We start from the raw sequence: 14,550 nt of genomic DNA on the forward strand, positions 1-14,550 counted from the left end.
CCGGTAGGAGCGGCCTTGGCCGCGATGCGGCGTGCGGGAAAACGGACATCCCCATCGCGGCCAAGGCCGCTCCTACAGGCGGTAATGCGGTCGGTGGCGTGAGTCATGCCGCCCCCCTGAGGCGGGCGAGCAGCCGGGTGCCGAACAGATTCACCGCAAGACCGGCCATCAGCAGCGCGCCGCCGGCGAAATGCACCGGCAGCAGGCCCTCGCCGAAAGCGATCCAGCCCGCGCTCAGGCCGACCAGCGGCACCAGCAGCGAGAATGGCGCCACCAGATTGGCCGGATGGCGGGCGAGCAGCCGGCTCCACAGCCCGTAACCCACCAGGGTGGCCATCCAGGCGAGATAGGCCACCGAGAAGGCCGACTGCAGGCTGAAGCCGGCGAGCGCCGCGCGGATCGCCTCGCCGCCCTCCAGCCACCAGGACAGCAGCAGGAAGGGAAGCGGCGGCACCAGGCAGGACCACACCACGAAGGCCTGCATGTCCACCGCTTCGCCGGCCGGCGCAAGGCGGCTCACCACGCGGGTGGCGATGTTGCCTGCGGCCCACATCGACGCCGCCGCCACGGTGAGCAGGAAACCGGCGAGCGGCATGGTCAGCCCGTGCGCCGAGCCGATCAGCGCCAGCCCCGCGCCGGCCAGCAGCAGGCCCAGCACCTGACTGGGGCGCCAGGCTTCGCCCAGCCACCAGGCGGCGAAGATCAGCGTGAAGAAGGCCTGCGACTGCAGCACCAGCGAGGCCAGCCCGGAGGGCATGCCCACATGGATGGCGGAGAACAGGAAGGCGAACTGGCCGACCGAAATGGTCAGGCCGTAGGCCAGGAAGGCCGCCAGCGGCAGACGCGGGCGACGGAACAGCAGGATGGCCGGGAAGGCCGCGGCGAGAAAGCGCAGCGCACCGAGCAGCAGCGGCGGCACCTCGTCCACGCCGAGCTTGATGACGACGAAGTTCACCCCCCAGATCAGCACCACCGCGAGGGCCAGCAGGATGTCGCGCGCCGGCATGGCTCAGGCTCCGGCGCAGCCGGCGGGCCGCCAGACGCGCGTGGTCGAGGCCGGGTTGCGCGCCAGCGCCGCGGCCGGGCGGCGCGGGCGGGCGAGCAGTTCGCCGCCGCAGTTCGGGCAGCGGTGGCCGAGGCGCTGCGCGCAGGCCGCGCAGAAGGTGCATTCGAAGCTGCAGATGAAGGCACCGCCGGCATCGGCCGGCAGGTCGCGGTCGCAGCATTCGCAGCCGGGGCGCAGTTCCAGGGCCATGGCAGGTGTCCTCCGCTGTTCAGTCGAGCGCTGCGAGCGCCTCATCCACGTTGGCGATGCGCGCGAAGCGCCCGGCCAGCACCAGCTCGGTGCGCGTCTTGATGTCGTCCGCGCTGTAGGTGACGCCGCTGCCGGCGTGGGTCATGGCGAAAGTCAGCGTCGCCTCGGTGACGAAATCGACCTTGTAGCCGATGTCCGCACCGACCCGCGCGGTGGTCTCGCAGCACTGCTCGGTGCGCATGCCGGTGACGATCAGGCGCTCGATGCCACGCCGGCGCAGCCACAGGTCCAGGCCGGTGTCGGTGAAGGCGTTGTGGGTGTGCTTGCGGAACACCGCGTCCGGCGCGCCGGGCAGCCAGTCGAGCGCGCGCACGTGGCCGGATTCCTCGGTGAACGGGCCGGCCTGGCCGACGTGGAAGATGTGCACCACCGGCACGCCGCGCGCGCGGCAGCCGGCGTCCAGGCGCAGCAGCGCATCGCGGAAGGCGGGCAGCTCGTCCTCGCGCCAGAAGGGCATGTGGCGGAAGGATTCCTGCACGTCGATGACGATGAGGGCGCTGCGGGCGGCGGTGGTGGCGGACATTTCGGGTCTCTGTCTGGGATGGGGTGAGTGCATGTTAGGTCCATGCGGCCCGACCCGCCATGTCCGTCGCGGACAGTCAGGGGACGAAAACGGCCAAACGACCGTGAGTTCTCTACTCGCGCACCACCGAAGGCAGACGATGGCCGATCTTCGGCAGCCAGCGGCGCAGGCAGGGGGTGGTGACGACCGTGCTGACGATGGCCATGATCACCAGCATGGTGAACACCTCGCGCGAGATCACCCCGAGGTCGTAGCCGACGTTGATCACCACCAGCTCCATCAGCGCGCGGGTGTTCATCATGATGCCGAGGATGCTCGCCTCGTGATGCCCGAGGCCGCAGCGCCGCGCGGCGAGCCAGGAGCCGCCGAACTTGCCGGCGGTGGCCAGCACCACCACCAGCGCGCACCAGCCCCAGGCAGCCGGTGTGTCCAGGCTGCCGATGTCGGTGCGCAGGCCGGTGTAGGTGAAGAAGATGGGCAGGAAGAACACCGCGACGAAGTGCCCGACGCGGGTCTCCCAGGCCTCGCGCAGGCCGTGCTCGTCATGCAGGATCACGCCCATCATGAAGCCGCCGAAGATGGCGAAGATGCCCAGCTGGTAGGTGGTCATGCCGGCGACGAAGATCATCGCCAGCAGCAGGCCCATCAGCTCGGGCGGAAAGCGCCCGCGCCCGGGTTTGGCATGGCGAACAGCGCGCCGTAGCAGCGGACGCACGCCCCACCAGCACAGCGCGAAGAAGCCGAACACCAGCACGATCTGGCCGGCAAAGGCGAGCGGCTGGAAACCGGCCACCGCCAGCGTGGACACCAGCGCGAGCAGCAGCCAGCCGACCACGTCGTTGATCGCCGCGGCGCTGATCGCGATCACCCCCAGCGCGCTGCGCGAGAGCTGGAACTCGATCATGATGCGGCCGAGGATGGGCAGCGCGGTGATCGAGAACGCGGTGGCGACGAACAAGCCGGTGAGCACGGCCTTGCCGCCGTCCACCTGCATGGCGGGCGCGCCTGCGCCCAGTCCGAAACCCAGAGCGAAGGGCAGCAGCAGGCCGGCGGCGGCCACCCAGGCCACGGTGCGGCGGTGGCGGCGTTCGCCGAGGTGCCCGAAGTCGAACTCCATGCCGATCTGGAACATCAGCAGCAGCAGGCCGACCTGCGAGAGGATCTGCATCGGCTCGGGCGGCGCGCTGTGGAACACGTAGTCGAACAGCCCGGGTGCCAGCCAGCCGAACAGCGAGGGGCCGAGCAGGATGCCGGTGATGATCTCGCCCACTGCGGCGGACTGCCCGAGGCGCAACGCCAGCCGCCCGCCGGCCCGCGCGGCGAGGATGATCACCGCCAGTTGCAGCAGGGTGAAGAACAGCAGGGTTTCGGTCTGGTGCACGCCCACCGCGTGCAGGGCATCCGCCGGAGCGGCCATGGTCTAGATCATTCCGCCGTTGACCGAGATCACCTGCCCGGTGATGTAGGCCGCCTGGTCCGAGGCCAGGAAACCGACCAGGTCGGCGACCTCTTCCGGGCGGCCGGCGCGCTTCATCGGCACCAGGCGGGCCACCGCGTCGGCGTCGAAGGCGCCTTCGATCATCGCGGTGTCGATGATGCCGGGCGCGACCGCGTTCACCGTGACCCCGCGCGGCGCGAGCTCCAGCGCCAGTGCCTTGGTGGCCGAATGCAGCGCGCCCTTGGCGGCCGCGTAGTTCACCTGCCCGCGGTTGCCGGCCAGCGCCGCCACCGAGCTGATGTTGATGATGCGCCCGCGCCGGGTGCGGATCATCGGTAGGGTGAGCGGCTGGGTGACGTTGAAGAAGCCGTTGAGGTTCACGTCGATGACGCGCTGCCACTGCTCGGCGGCCATGCCCGGGAACACCGCGTCGTCGTGCAGGCCGGCGTTGTTCACCAGCACCTGCACTGGCCCGTCGGTGAGCAGTGCCTCCAGCGCGGCGCGGGTGGCGGCCGCATCGGTGATGTCGAAGGCCAGTGCGCGCGCCTGGCCGCCGGCGGCGCGGATCGCCGCGGCGAGCTCCTCGGCGGTGGCAAGGTTGCGGTTGGCGTGCACGATCACGTCATAGCCGTCGGCGGCGAGGCGCTTGCAGATGGCGCGGCCGATGCCGCCGCTGCCGCCGGTTACCAGGGCGCGCTGGGTCATGGTGGAGTGTTCCGGGTCAGGAGGTGGAGGGCGAGGCCGCGCCGAGCACCACCGCCGCGCGCCCGCGCAGCAGCGGCCGGCCGGCGGCCGAGACGGTGAAGCCGTAGAGCAGGGTGCGCGCATCGCCCGACAGGCGCTCGGCCTCGATGTCGAGCGGGGCGTCGATGTCGTCCAGGCGGTCGACCAGGCAATCGACCCCGCGCGCGCTACCGAGGAAACCGGGCGCGGGCGGGGCGGCGTCGCCGGCGAGCAGCGCGCCATGCACCGCCATGGCCTGCGCGGCGTACTCGATGCCGGCCATCACCCCCAGGCGGCCGCCTGCGCGCAGCGGGTTGGCCGGGTCACGGTGGCCGTTTGCGGTGCAGCGGATGCGTGCCTCGTCCCAGGCGGTGACCGCGTCGAGCAGGCACATGTCGCCCTGGTGCGGGATGTGGGCGAGGATCCAGGCGCGGTCGGGCAGGCCGGCGAATGTCATGCGGCGAGCTCGGTGAGTGCGAGCTGCAGGCCGAGGCGGTCGAGGTAGTCGATCACGACCGTGCCGGCTTCGCCACGCGCCAGCCGGCCGAGCAGTGGCAGTGCGCGTGCGGCGGGGATCTCGCGGCGCATCGCTTCCAGCGCCGGGTCGGCCAGGGTGTCGGGCGCTGCGTCGGTAAAGCCGGAGAGCGTCAGCAAGGGGCCCTCGCCTTGGGCGGGTGGCACCAGCAGCAGTGCCATGCCGAAGGCGTCGGGCATCGGCCGGGTGGCGGCCAGCGGCGCCGGGTAGGGGTGGTCGTAGATCACCAGCAATACCGGCTCATTGCCGTCGGCGAGCAGGGCGAAGCTCTCCAGCAGGCCGGCGCCGGTGCTGCCGTCGAAGGCCGACACCGTGGTAGACGCGGCCATCGCGCGGGTGGCGATGCCCCAGTAGCCGGAGGCGGCATTGTTCACCGAGTTGTGGAAGCGGGTCGGCGAGATCAGGCGGTCCTCGCCGGCCAGGGTCTCGCAGATCGCGTGGCAGTTGGCGCCGTCGCCGCCCGAGGAGGCGAACACCGTGGCCAGTTGGGCGGCGTCCGCTTCAGCATTGCGCACGGCCTGCAGACCGACCGAGATCGCCAGCTTGACCACCGCGCCCAGGCGGCGGCGTTCGGCGGGCGGCAGCAGGTCGGGGGCAGGGATGCGGGTGGTGGCCGGCTCCAAGGCCGCTTCGCCGGCGAGCACCGCGCGTGCGGCCGTCCAGTCGTCCAGGCCGGGGCCGATCAGGCCGATGCCGGCGATGCGCGCGGCGAGCGGAATCGTGGGTGTGGCGCTCAGGCTCATCGGCTCGCTCCTCCTGCACGCGAGAACACCAGGCTGCAGTTGGTGCCGCCGAAGCCCAGCGAATTGGTCAGCACGTGGTGCAGCGCGGCGCGGCGCGGCGTGCGTTCGTAATGGATGGCGATGGCCGGGTCCACGGTGTCGGTGCCGGGGCTGCCGGGGATCAGGCCGTCGGTGAACGCCAGCGCGCAGAACACCGCCTCCAGCCCGCCGGCCGCGCCTAGGGTGTGGCCGGTGGCGCCCTTGGTGGAACTGGCCGGGGTGCCGCTGCCGAACAGGGTGTTGACCGCCAGGCCTTCGGCCGCATCGTTGGCCGGCGTGCCGGTGCCGTGCAGGTTGATGTAGCCGATGTCGGCCGGCGCCAGACCGGCGGTGCGCAGCGCACCTTCCATGGCCAGGCGCGCGCCCAGGCCCTGCGGATGGGGCGAGGACATGTGGTGGGCGTCGCTCGACTCCCCGGTGCCGGTCAGCAGCACCGCGTCGTCCGGCAGTTCGGCGGGCGCGCGTTCGAGCAGGGCGTAGGCGGCTGCCTCGCCGATGGAGATGCCGTTGCGCGTGGGGTCGTAGGGCCGGCAGGGCGTGGCAGCGACCAGCTCCAGCGAGTTGAAGCCGTACAGCGTGGTCAGGCACAGCGAATCCACCCCGCCGACCACGGCCGCGTCCACCAGGCCGGTGGCGATCAGGCGCGCCGCGGCGGCGAACACCTTGGCGCTCGACGAGCAGGCGGTGGATACCACCCAGGCGGGGCCTTGGGCGCCGATGGCCGCGCGCACGAATTCGGATACCGAGTGGATGTTGTGGGTGCCGCGGTAGTCGAACTCGGCCGGCAGCGCGCCGGTGGCGGGATCGCGCCGGCGGTAGGCGATCTCGGTTTCAAGGATGGCCGAGGTGCTGGTGCCGAGGATGACCGCCACGCGCTGTGCGCCGTAGCGGGCGACCGCCGCATGCGCGGCATTGATGAAGCCGTCCTGCTGCAGGCCGAGCCAGGCGAGCTGGTTGTTGCGTGCGCGGTAGCGTGCGAGCGCGGGCGGCAGCTCGACGTCCTCGACTGCGGGCACGCGGCCGATCCAGGTGTCCAGCGTGACCGTTTCGAAATCGCAATGCCCCAGGCCGGAGCGCCCTGCGGCCAGCATGGCGCGGGTGGCGGCTAGGCCGGTGCCGATGCAGCTGGTGGCGGTGTAGTGGGAGAGGAAGAGCGGCGTCAAGGCGAAAGTCCCTGCGAATATCGGGTGATTCTAACAAACGCCGGCGGCGCGCCGGACGCCCGCATCGCGGCCAAGGCCGTTCCCACATCGGCTGTAGGAGCGGCCTTGGCCGCGATCCGGCCGCTGCTCACTCGCCCGGTGCGTCCAGCCGGCAGGCGAGCAGGGTGTTGGCGAAGGGCGTGCCGGCGTCCATCGGCATGGTCCGCACGCTGAAACCAAGGGCCTCCAGGCCCGCTTGCCAGTCGGCCGCGGGGCGGCAGTGCAGCTCGCCCAGGCGATGGCCGCGCACGAAGGTTACCGTGCGGTCCACCCACATGCACAGCTTGAACGGCAGGCCGGCGGCGGCGTCGCCCACGCGCATCAGCAGGGTGCCGCCCGGACGCAGGGTGTCGCGCACGCGGGTGAGCACCGCGTCTTGCGCGGCACGGTCGATGTAGTGCAGCGAGTCGAGGATGATGGCCACGTTGGCATCGCCGAATGCGGCGTGGCGGATGTCGCCCTGGACGACTTCGGCGACGGCAGGCAGCGCCGGGCGGGCGCGCGCGACGTCCTTTTCCATCAGCTCGATGCCGCGGTAGGCGTGCAGCACGGGTGGCGCCGGCCAGTCGGCCGGCCAGTCGCCGGCGGCGTGCAGGCGGTGGGCCGCGGTGAGCAGATTGGAGAGCAGGGCCTGGCCGCAGCCCAGGTCGACGATGCGGCACTCGGCGGGCAGCAGGCCGTCGCTCAGAAAACTGAAGAACACCGGGTCGCGCGACAGCTTGCCGCGGGCGAAGTGCCAGGCGAAATGGCCGGCGGGACGGTAGGGGGCGGTGGCGGCGTCGAGCAGCCGCTTGCGGAAGGCAGCAGTCATTGCAGGGCTTGGCGCAGGGTGACGGGGCGCAGGCCGGCGGCGGCGATGCGCTCGAGCAGGGTGGGCAGGACGTCCAGGATCACCGGCCGGCCGGCCGGGGTGAGCGCGGCGTGGCCGTCGTGCAGCAGCAGGATGTCGCCGGCGGCGAGATCGCGGGTCAGGCGCGCCAGCACGCGCGCCGGGTCGCCTTCGCGGGTGTCGAAGCCGCGCCGCGTCCACGCGGCCAGGTGAAGGCCGTTGCGGGCCAGCACCGGTTCCAGGAAGGGATTGCGCAGGCCAGCCGGAGGGCGGAAGTAGCGCGGCGTGCTGCCGGCCAGGCGGCCCAGGGTGGACTGCGCTTCGGCCACGTCGGCGGCGATGCGGCGCGGGCCGAACAGTGAGAAATGGTGGCGGTGGTGGTGGGAGTGGTTCTCCACCGTGTGGCCGCGGCGCACGATCTCGGCCACCAGCTCGGGGTGGGCGGCGGCGCGCGCGCCGATGCAGAAGAAGCTCGCGCGCGCACCGGCGGCGTCGAGCATGTCCAGCACCTGCGGGGTCACCGCCGGGTCGGGGCCGTCGTCGATGGTCAGCGCGATCTCGCCGCGCGCGGCGGCCGCGGCCGGCAGGCGGGTGATGTTGGGCCCCAGCAGGCCGCTGCGCGGCCACAGTCCGGCGGCGGTCAGCGCCAGGTGGCTGGCCACCACCGCGGCGAGCGCCCCGGCCCACTGCTGCGGCCACGCGAACAGCACGCCCAGCGCACCCAGGTGGATGCCCAGCGTGGTCTGGATCAGCGGAGAAGGGCGCCAGCGGCGTGCGGCAAGGGGCGGCGTCATGGGGGCGGATTGTAGCCCGGATGGGAGCCGGAATCCGGTGTGGGGGCGTCGATGAGCGACGCATCGCGGGCAAGCCCGCTCCCACGGGCGAGCGGCCACCGTTTTGGCGTAGAAGCGGCCTTGGCGGCGATCAGCCGGCGGCCAGCCAGCGCTGCCACAGCGCCAGCCAGGTCGGCCAGTCGTGGCCGCCGGGCAATGCACAGACGTCCTTCTCGGGCAGTGCCGCGGCCATCAGCGCGTGGCCGGCGGCAAAGCGGTCGCCGGCGCCGTAGCCCAGCCACAACGGCACCTTGCCGCGTGCGGCGAGATTGCGCAGCGCGCGCCAGCCGCGGCGTTCGTCGTTGGGGGGGTAATCGTCGGCGGGGCGCCATGCCCGCAGTCCGCCGGCGGCAGCGATCTCGCGGGTCACGGTGCGGTCGCCCGGGTAGGGGGCGAGCAGCAGCAGGCCGTCGGCACCGCCGGGCAGGGCATCTGCGTGCATCAGCGCGGACAGCGCGCCGATGGAGATGCCGCCGGTGAGCAGGCGGCGGTGGCCGCGCGCGCGGGCTGGTTGCAGGATCTCGCACTCGATGCGCGCGGCGAAGCTGCCGTCGCACACTGCGGCGAGGTCGCTCTCCACCAGGACGAGGTCGACGGCGCGGCCGCTGGCGCGCAACGCATCGATGAAGCCTCCCTGCACGAAGGCCTGCGGCGGGTCGTAGGCGCCGGCAAGCAGGACCAGCAAGGTGTCGGCGGGTGTGCCGGCGGCAATCTCCAGCACATTGAGGCGGGCGCCGCTGCGTGGTGGCGGGGGCGGGATCATGCCGCGCCCCGCGCGCTGCCGGTGCGGCTCAGCACCGCCGAGAACACCAGCGCGAGCAGGGCGCCGGGACCGACAGTGACGCCGATGGCCTGCAGCACCGGCACTTCGGCGAAGGCGAGCAGGCCGAAGCCGGCCATGGTGGTCAGCGTGGCGAAGAGCAGCGAAGCCAGGGTGCGCGGTGCCGGGCGCTGGCCTTCGCGGGTGGCGTGGTCGAAGAACAGCGCGTAGTTGGAGCCCACCGCGACCACCAGCAGCATGCCCACCAGATGCAGCAGGATCAGCTGGCGGCCGGCCAGCGCCAGCGCGGCAGTGACCACCAGCACCGCCGCGGCCAGCGGCGCGACCACGCGCAGCACGCGCAGTGGACTGCGCAGGAAGACCGCCAGCAGCACGACGATGGCGGCCACGCCGCCGAGCGAGAGCTGGATCGCCTCGGAGAGGTAGCTGTGGTAGAGGGCGTCGGACTCGCGCTTGGTATCGAGGAAGCGCGGCGTACCGGCACCCGCCGGCAGATCGGCGGTGGCGAGCGCGGCGCGCACCGTGTCGGCGTCGATCAGGTGGGCGGAGGCTCCGCCGGCCGGCGCGCGCAGCGGCAGCATGGCGCGATGACCGAAATCGCCGTCGATCAGCATGGCGTCCACCGCGAGCGCCAGCGAGCTGCCCACCAGCGTGTCGCGTTCGACCGGCGGGCGCTTGCGCGCGGCTTCGACCTCGTCCAGGAAGGCGGTGAGGCGCTCGGCGCGCAGCGGCAGGTCTTCGGTGGCGGCCTGCAGGCGGCGGGCGAGTTCGTCGCGCGCCGGCAGGGCGGCCAGCCGCGCACGCTGGGCGGCCTGGCTGGGCAGGTAGTGCGCCGGGCTGTCCCAGCCGCCCAGCACGCCGTCCGCCTGCAGGCGGTCGAGCGTGGGAGCGAGCGCTTCGGCGGCCTGCAGGACGGCCTCGCGGGTGCCGGCGTCGATGACGATCAGGTAGCGCACGTCCGGCGCGCCGAGTTCGTCGCGCAGGCGTTGGTCCAGCGCCTGGTCGGCGGCCGGCACCGGGCTCAGGGCGAGCAGCTCGTCGTTCCACAGGGTGTCGTGGCGGGCGGCGATCACCGCCAGCGCACCCAGGGCGAGCACCAGGGTGAGGGCGCGCAGGCGGCGGGCGCGGGCGGCCAGTTGGCCCAGGCGTTCGCCCAGGGCGGTGACGTCGCGCAGGGCGAAGCCGGCCGGCAGCAGCGCGGGGAGGATGAAGCGGGTGACCAGCGCGGCGGTGAGCAGGCCGGTGATCGAGTACAGGCCGAGCTGGGCGAGACCGGGAAAGCCCGACAGCAGCAGGGCGAGGAAGCCGCAGGTGGAGGTCAGCAGGCCGAGGCGGATGGTGGGCCAGAAAGCGCGCCGCTCGGCCTCGTCGCGCGCCTGGCCGTGGCCGGTCTGCACGAAGAGGTAGATGGCGTAATCGACCGCCTCGCCGATCAGCGTGGTGCCGAAGCCCAGGGTAAGGCCATGGACGACGCCGAAACCCAGGCTGACCGCGGCGATGCCGGCCAGCGCGCCGGTGAGCACCGGCAGCAGGCCGAGCAGCAGCACCGGCAGCGAGCGGTAGATGAGCAGCAGCAGGCCGACGATGAGCAGGCTACCGATGGTGGCGATGCGGGTGACGTCGCGCTTGATGGTGTCGCGCGAATGCACCGCGAACACGCCCGGGCCGCTCATCTCCAGTTGCAGGCCGGCACTCGCCGGCGCCGCCGCGAAGGCCTCGCGGATCGCCGCCATGGCCGCCTCCTGGCCGTCGAGGTCGCCACCCTCGGCGCGGGTGAGCGCGAGCAGCAGGGCGCTGCCGCCGTCGGCCGACACCCACACCTCGCCGTCGCGGCGCGGCTGCTCGCCGCGGTCGAGCATGTCGAGCAGGCGCATCATCTCGCCGGTGGGGTCGCGGGTGACCAGCGGCTTGGCAAGCAGCCCCGCGGGCGAAGCGAGCAGGTCCAGGGTGCGGCCGAGCGCGGCGCACAGGCCTTCGACCGTGAAGTGTCCGGGGGTGACCGCGGGGCTGAGTGCGTAGCGGTTGTCGAACAGGAAGCGGCGGTCGGCTTCCAGGTTGACCGGTTCGCCGTTGTTCACCGCGGCAAAGCGCGCATCGCCGCGCAGCGCGGCGGCGACGTGGCGGGAGGTCTGCTGGCGTGCTGCCGCGTCGCCGCCGGACAGCCCCACCAGGATCAGGCGCGAGACCATGCCTTCGCGCAGCTGGTCGACCAGCAGGCGCTGTTCCTCGGTGGGATCGGCGGGCAGGAACACCGACATGTCGGCGGTGAAGCTGGCGCGCGCCACCACGGTGGCGAGCACCGCCACCAGCGTCAGCCACAGCCCCAGCGCGAGGATGCGGCGACGGGTCATTTCGCGTCCGGCGGCGCTATCTTCATCGACGAGCGGTCGCCGTCGGCCTGCAGGATGTCCACGCCGCGCACCACGGCGCCGCTACCGCGGATGGTGATGCGCAACACCACCTGCGCGACCTGCGGGTCGGCGGGCAGCAGGTCCAGGGTCCACGCCTGTTCGCTGCCGGCCAGCGAGACCGCGTAGGTGCGCTGCAGCGCGGCGAGGTCGCCGGCCAGGGTGGCGCGGATGCTGTCGATCAGCGCGGCGGCTTCAGGATAGTCGCGCAGGCTCAGGGTGTGGGTGCGCGCCTCGCGGGTCAGGGTCAGGGTGTCGCCGTCGAGCACCATGGATTCACGGACCGGCGTTTCGGTGTGGCGTTCCAGGCGGGCGGGGGCGATGTACACCAGTTCGCCGGTGGCGCGCAGCGGCTGGTCCAGGATGGCCAGATGACGGGTTTCCTCGAACTGCACCCGGCCGCCGGCGTTGGCGGCGAGGCGCTGCATCAGGCTGTCGAGGTTCCATCCGGCCGCTGCGACTGCCGGGGCGGACAGCATGGCGGCGAGCAAGGCGAGCAGGCGGAAGCGGAGAGCGGTCATTGCGGCGCTTGCGGGGCGTCGCCCCAGAAGGGAAAGAAATTGAACCAGTTGGAGGGGGCCTCGCGGCAGCAGGTTTCCAGTGCGGCGGCGTAGGCCTGCATGGCCGCGTGGATGGCCTCGTCGCGCGTGGGTGCGCCGGGTTCGCCGAGGCCGGCGAAGTCGGCGATCGGCAGGAAGCGCACGGTGTAGCGGTTGCCGCCATGGTACAGGCCGGCCATGAAGATCACCCGCGCGCGCAGCATCGCAGCCATGCGGAAAGGTCCGAGGGGCAGCGGGGCGGGGCTGCCGAGCAGCGGCAGGTGGACGCGGGCGTCGTCGTCCAGGCTGCGGTCGGCGAGCACGCCGACCAGGGCGCCGTCGGCCAGGCGCTGGCGGATGCGCAGCATCGCGTCGAGCCGCCCCAGCCCGATCACCTCGGGGCGCGCCGCGGGGTTGATCGCCGACAGCAGGGTGTTGATCTTGCGCGCATTGTCCTCGTACATCGCCAGGGCGATCTGCAGGCCGGGCTGGTTGCGGCCGACCGCGCGGATCACCTCGAAGCTGCCGAAGTGCGCGCCGAACAGCAGTGCGCCGCGCCCACGGGCGGTCTGGTCGTGGATCAGTTCGGCGCCTTCGATGCGGATGTCGAAGAGCTCGAAGCGGTCCTTGAGCAGATACAGGCGGTCGTGGATGGTGGCCGCGAAGCTGAACACGTGGCGATAGCCGTCGGTCAGTCGTGCGCGGCGGCCGAGCGCGCGCCCGAGGTAGTCGCGCGAGGCGCGCCGGGCGGCCGGGGCGAAGGCAACGAAGTAGGCCGCGATCAGGTGCAGCAGCACGCGGCCGGTCGGGCGCCCGAGGTGCAGAGACAGCCAGGCCATCAGGCGCAGCATGGCCATGTTGCTGCGTTCCGGGCGCTGCGCCCAGTCGGCGGTCGCCGGGCGTTCGGCGGGGTGCTCGGTGCCCTGCTCGGGGGCCGTCGGGCTGCCGCTCATGCCGGCGGGACTCCGCTGCCCTGCGGGCTGAGGCTGCCGCTGGCCACGGGTTGTCCGGCAGTCTCGATGGCAAAGGCGATCGCGCCGCCGGCGCCGGGCGCCTGCCAGCGCAGCAGCAGAGGCTCACCCGGGCCGACCGGGCGGACGAACTTGGCCGAGCCCAGCTTCCAGGCGGTGGCGGAGAGGCCCTCCGCGGCGGCGATCGCGCGCAGCGCCTCGTCGAGCAGCACCACGCCGGGGACGATGGGCCGGCCGGGGAAATGCCCGGCGAAGGCCGGATGGTCGGCCGCGATGTGCAGGACCGCCGTGCCGCCGCTCATGAGCGCAGCTCGCGTGCGCTGCCGTGGGCGGCGAGCAGCGCCTCGCATTCGGTGCGGGGCAGCTTGCCGGTGGCGTTGCGCGGCAGTGTGTCGAGCAGGATCAGCGGGCGCGGCAGGAACACCGGGTCCACCCGCTGGCGCAGGCCGGCGAGCACCTCGCGCGCGTCCAGGCCCGGCGCGACCACGAAGGCCGCCAGGCGGGTGACCTGCGCGCCGCCGTCGTCGTCCGGCAGATGGAAGGCGCCGTCGCGTACGCCGGGAATGGCGAGCAGCTGGCGGTTGAGCCAGCCCAGCGAGGTGCGCTTGCCGGCGATGTTCACCAGGTCGGCGTTGCGCCCCTTGAGCAGCAGGCGGCGTTCGTCGATCCGCTCGATGACGTCCGACAGCGGCACCGGCACCTCGATGTGCCCGCCGGAGGCCCAGGTCTGCCCATCGCGCTCGTCCAGGCGCACGCCGGGGAACAGCGTCCAGGTCGCGCCTTCGGCGGTGCGCCGGATGGCCACCTGGCCGGTCTCGGTGCTGCCGTAGATCTCCATCAGCGGGGCGTCGAAGGCCGCCTCCGCACGGCGCGCGAGTTCCTCGGGCAGGGGCGCGGTGGCCGATAGCAGCAACTCGGCCGCCGGCAGGGCGATGCCTTCGTCCAGCAGCATGCGCAGGTGGAAGGGGGTGCTGACCAGCACCGCCGGGGCGCGGGTGCGCGCCAGCGCGGCGGCGATGTCGGCAGGGTAGAAGGGGCGCCCGGCGTCGAAGGCGGCGCCGTTCTGCAGCGCCAGCAGCACGGTGGATTCGAAGCCATACATGTGTTGCGGCGGTACCGTGCCGACCAGGGTGGCCGGACGCGCCGGGTCCAGGCCGAGCGCGGCGGCTTCGGCGCGCACATTGGCCACCAGCAGGCCCCAGCTCTTGCGGTGCGGCACCGGCGTGCCGGTGGAGCCGGAGGTGAACACCCAGGCGGCGAGGCGGTCGGGGGCGATCCGCGGGACGGTGAAGGGCGCGCCGGCTGCCGGTCCGGCCTCGTCCAGCGGCGGAAAGACGACCGCCGGCAGGGGCAGGGCCGTGGGGTCGCCGTCGGTCAGCACCTGGCAACCCGGCGCGAACTCGGCAAGGTGGCGCAGGGTGTCGGGCGTGTAGGTGGACGGCAGCAGGCTCACCCGTCCGCTGGCCAGCGCGGCGCAGAAGCCGACCGCGAAGCGGTAGCGGTCGCTGCAGGCATTGAGCAGGTGTTCGCAGTCGGGCAGGCGCGCGGCCACGCGGGCGACGTCGGCGAGAAAACGGCGCACGCTCACCGGCTGGCCGTTGCGCCAGGCGATCACGGCGTCCGGGTCGGTGTGCGAGACGAGCGGCAGCGGATTCATCGCGAACGAAGGAT

The 14,550-nt window shown here is 72.8% G+C and carries 16 protein-coding genes; all 16 read right to left on the reverse strand.

Going from position 1 to position 14,550, the window contains the following annotated elements:
• Positions 1-103 precede the first annotated feature (103 nt).
• Complete coding sequence (locus tag IAI53_RS14815; protein ID WP_187718938.1) at positions 104-1,006, reverse strand: EamA family transporter; 903 nt, start codon at positions 1,004-1,006, stop codon at positions 104-106.
• A gap of 3 nt (positions 1,007-1,009) precedes the next feature.
• Positions 1,010-1,255, reverse strand: coding sequence for a DUF1272 domain-containing protein (locus IAI53_RS14820; RefSeq protein WP_187718939.1), 246 nt, complete (start codon positions 1,253-1,255; stop codon positions 1,010-1,012).
• Positions 1,256-1,274: 19 nt separating this feature from the next.
• Entirely contained in the window at positions 1,275-1,838 is a 564-nt protein-coding gene (locus IAI53_RS14825; RefSeq protein ID WP_187718940.1) for an isochorismatase family protein, read from the reverse strand.
• A gap of 112 nt (positions 1,839-1,950) precedes the next feature.
• Positions 1,951-3,255, reverse strand: coding sequence for a cation:proton antiporter (locus IAI53_RS14830; RefSeq protein ID WP_187718941.1), 1,305 nt, complete (start codon positions 3,253-3,255; stop codon positions 1,951-1,953).
• A 3-nt stretch (positions 3,256-3,258) separates the two neighbouring features.
• Positions 3,259-3,981: a 3-oxoacyl-ACP reductase FabG gene (fabG, locus tag IAI53_RS14835; RefSeq protein WP_187718942.1), complete on the reverse strand. Its 723-nt coding sequence runs from the start codon at positions 3,979-3,981 to the stop codon at positions 3,259-3,261.
• A gap of 16 nt (positions 3,982-3,997) precedes the next feature.
• On the reverse strand, positions 3,998-4,456 hold the full coding sequence (locus IAI53_RS14840; RefSeq protein ID WP_187718943.1) for a hotdog family protein: 459 nt from the start codon (positions 4,454-4,456) through the stop codon (positions 3,998-4,000).
• Positions 4,453-5,277, reverse strand: coding sequence for a beta-ketoacyl synthase chain length factor (locus IAI53_RS14845; RefSeq protein ID WP_187718944.1), 825 nt, complete (start codon positions 5,275-5,277; stop codon positions 4,453-4,455). Before IAI53_RS14845 ends, IAI53_RS14840 begins: the two co-directional genes overlap by 4 nt.
• Positions 5,274-6,479, reverse strand: coding sequence for a beta-ketoacyl-[acyl-carrier-protein] synthase family protein (locus IAI53_RS14850; protein ID WP_187718945.1), 1,206 nt, complete (start codon positions 6,477-6,479; stop codon positions 5,274-5,276). Before IAI53_RS14850 ends, IAI53_RS14845 begins: the two co-directional genes overlap by 4 nt.
• Before the next feature lie 127 nt (positions 6,480-6,606).
• Positions 6,607-7,329, reverse strand: a complete 723-nt coding sequence (locus IAI53_RS14855; RefSeq protein WP_187718946.1) for a class I SAM-dependent methyltransferase — start codon at positions 7,327-7,329, stop codon at positions 6,607-6,609.
• Complete coding sequence (locus tag IAI53_RS14860; RefSeq protein ID WP_187718947.1) at positions 7,326-8,141, reverse strand: polysaccharide deacetylase family protein; 816 nt, start codon at positions 8,139-8,141, stop codon at positions 7,326-7,328. Before IAI53_RS14860 ends, IAI53_RS14855 begins: the two co-directional genes overlap by 4 nt.
• 130 nt (positions 8,142-8,271) lie before the next feature.
• Positions 8,272-8,943 (reverse strand): alpha/beta fold hydrolase, encoded by a 672-nt coding sequence (locus tag IAI53_RS14865; RefSeq protein WP_187718948.1) that lies wholly within the window; start codon positions 8,941-8,943, stop codon positions 8,272-8,274.
• A complete protein-coding gene (locus IAI53_RS14870) occupies positions 8,940-11,312 on the reverse strand; it encodes an MMPL family transporter (protein ID WP_187718949.1) in 2,373 nt (790 codons plus the stop codon). Before IAI53_RS14870 ends, IAI53_RS14865 begins: the two co-directional genes overlap by 4 nt.
• Positions 11,309-11,890: a LolA-related protein gene (locus tag IAI53_RS14875; protein ID WP_187718950.1), complete on the reverse strand. Its 582-nt coding sequence runs from the start codon at positions 11,888-11,890 to the stop codon at positions 11,309-11,311. Before IAI53_RS14875 ends, IAI53_RS14870 begins: the two co-directional genes overlap by 4 nt.
• Positions 11,887-12,861, reverse strand: coding sequence for a lysophospholipid acyltransferase family protein (locus IAI53_RS14880; RefSeq protein WP_187718951.1), 975 nt, complete (start codon positions 12,859-12,861; stop codon positions 11,887-11,889). Before IAI53_RS14880 ends, IAI53_RS14875 begins: the two co-directional genes overlap by 4 nt.
• Positions 12,858-13,181, reverse strand: coding sequence for an ApeI family dehydratase (locus tag IAI53_RS18480; protein WP_222948315.1), 324 nt, complete (start codon positions 13,179-13,181; stop codon positions 12,858-12,860). Before IAI53_RS18480 ends, IAI53_RS14880 begins: the two co-directional genes overlap by 4 nt.
• On the reverse strand, positions 13,178-14,536 hold the full coding sequence (locus tag IAI53_RS14885; protein WP_222948316.1) for an AMP-binding protein: 1,359 nt from the start codon (positions 14,534-14,536) through the stop codon (positions 13,178-13,180). Before IAI53_RS14885 ends, IAI53_RS18480 begins: the two co-directional genes overlap by 4 nt.
• Positions 14,537-14,550: the final 14 nt, after the last annotated feature.

This window comes from Thauera sedimentorum (genome assembly GCF_014489115.1).
Taxonomy (GTDB): domain Bacteria; phylum Pseudomonadota; class Gammaproteobacteria; order Burkholderiales; family Rhodocyclaceae; genus Pseudothauera; species Pseudothauera sedimentorum.

Excerpts from the sequence above, each read along its gene's own strand:
- IAI53_RS14840 (WP_187718943.1), bottom strand. The coding sequence starts at position 4,456 with ATGACATTCGCCGGCCTGCCCGACCGCGCCTGGATCCTCGCCCACATC.
- IAI53_RS14845 (WP_187718944.1), bottom strand. The coding sequence starts at position 5,277 with ATGAGCCTGAGCGCCACACCCACGATTCCGCTCGCCGCGCGCATCGCC.
- IAI53_RS14830 (WP_187718941.1), bottom strand. The coding sequence starts at position 3,255 with ATGGCCGCTCCGGCGGATGCCCTGCACGCGGTGGGCGTGCACCAGACC.
- IAI53_RS14885 (WP_222948316.1), bottom strand. The coding sequence starts at position 14,536 with ATGAATCCGCTGCCGCTCGTCTCGCACACCGACCCGGACGCCGTGATC.
- IAI53_RS18480 (WP_222948315.1), bottom strand. The coding sequence starts at position 13,181 with ATGAGCGGCGGCACGGCGGTCCTGCACATCGCGGCCGACCATCCGGCC.
- IAI53_RS14865 (WP_187718948.1), bottom strand. The coding sequence starts at position 8,943 with ATGATCCCGCCCCCGCCACCACGCAGCGGCGCCCGCCTCAATGTGCTG.
- IAI53_RS14870 (WP_187718949.1), bottom strand. The coding sequence starts at position 11,312 with ATGACCCGTCGCCGCATCCTCGCGCTGGGGCTGTGGCTGACGCTGGTG.
- IAI53_RS14820 (WP_187718939.1), bottom strand. The coding sequence starts at position 1,255 with ATGGCCCTGGAACTGCGCCCCGGCTGCGAATGCTGCGACCGCGACCTG.
- IAI53_RS14875 (WP_187718950.1), bottom strand. The coding sequence starts at position 11,890 with ATGACCGCTCTCCGCTTCCGCCTGCTCGCCTTGCTCGCCGCCATGCTG.
- IAI53_RS14825 (WP_187718940.1), bottom strand. The coding sequence starts at position 1,838 with ATGTCCGCCACCACCGCCGCCCGCAGCGCCCTCATCGTCATCGACGTG.
- IAI53_RS14855 (WP_187718946.1), bottom strand. The coding sequence starts at position 7,329 with ATGACTGCTGCCTTCCGCAAGCGGCTGCTCGACGCCGCCACCGCCCCC.
- IAI53_RS14880 (WP_187718951.1), bottom strand. The coding sequence starts at position 12,861 with ATGAGCGGCAGCCCGACGGCCCCCGAGCAGGGCACCGAGCACCCCGCC.
- IAI53_RS14815 (WP_187718938.1), bottom strand. The coding sequence starts at position 1,006 with ATGCCGGCGCGCGACATCCTGCTGGCCCTCGCGGTGGTGCTGATCTGG.
- fabG (WP_187718942.1), bottom strand. The coding sequence starts at position 3,981 with ATGACCCAGCGCGCCCTGGTAACCGGCGGCAGCGGCGGCATCGGCCGC.
- IAI53_RS14860 (WP_187718947.1), bottom strand. The coding sequence starts at position 8,141 with ATGACGCCGCCCCTTGCCGCACGCCGCTGGCGCCCTTCTCCGCTGATC.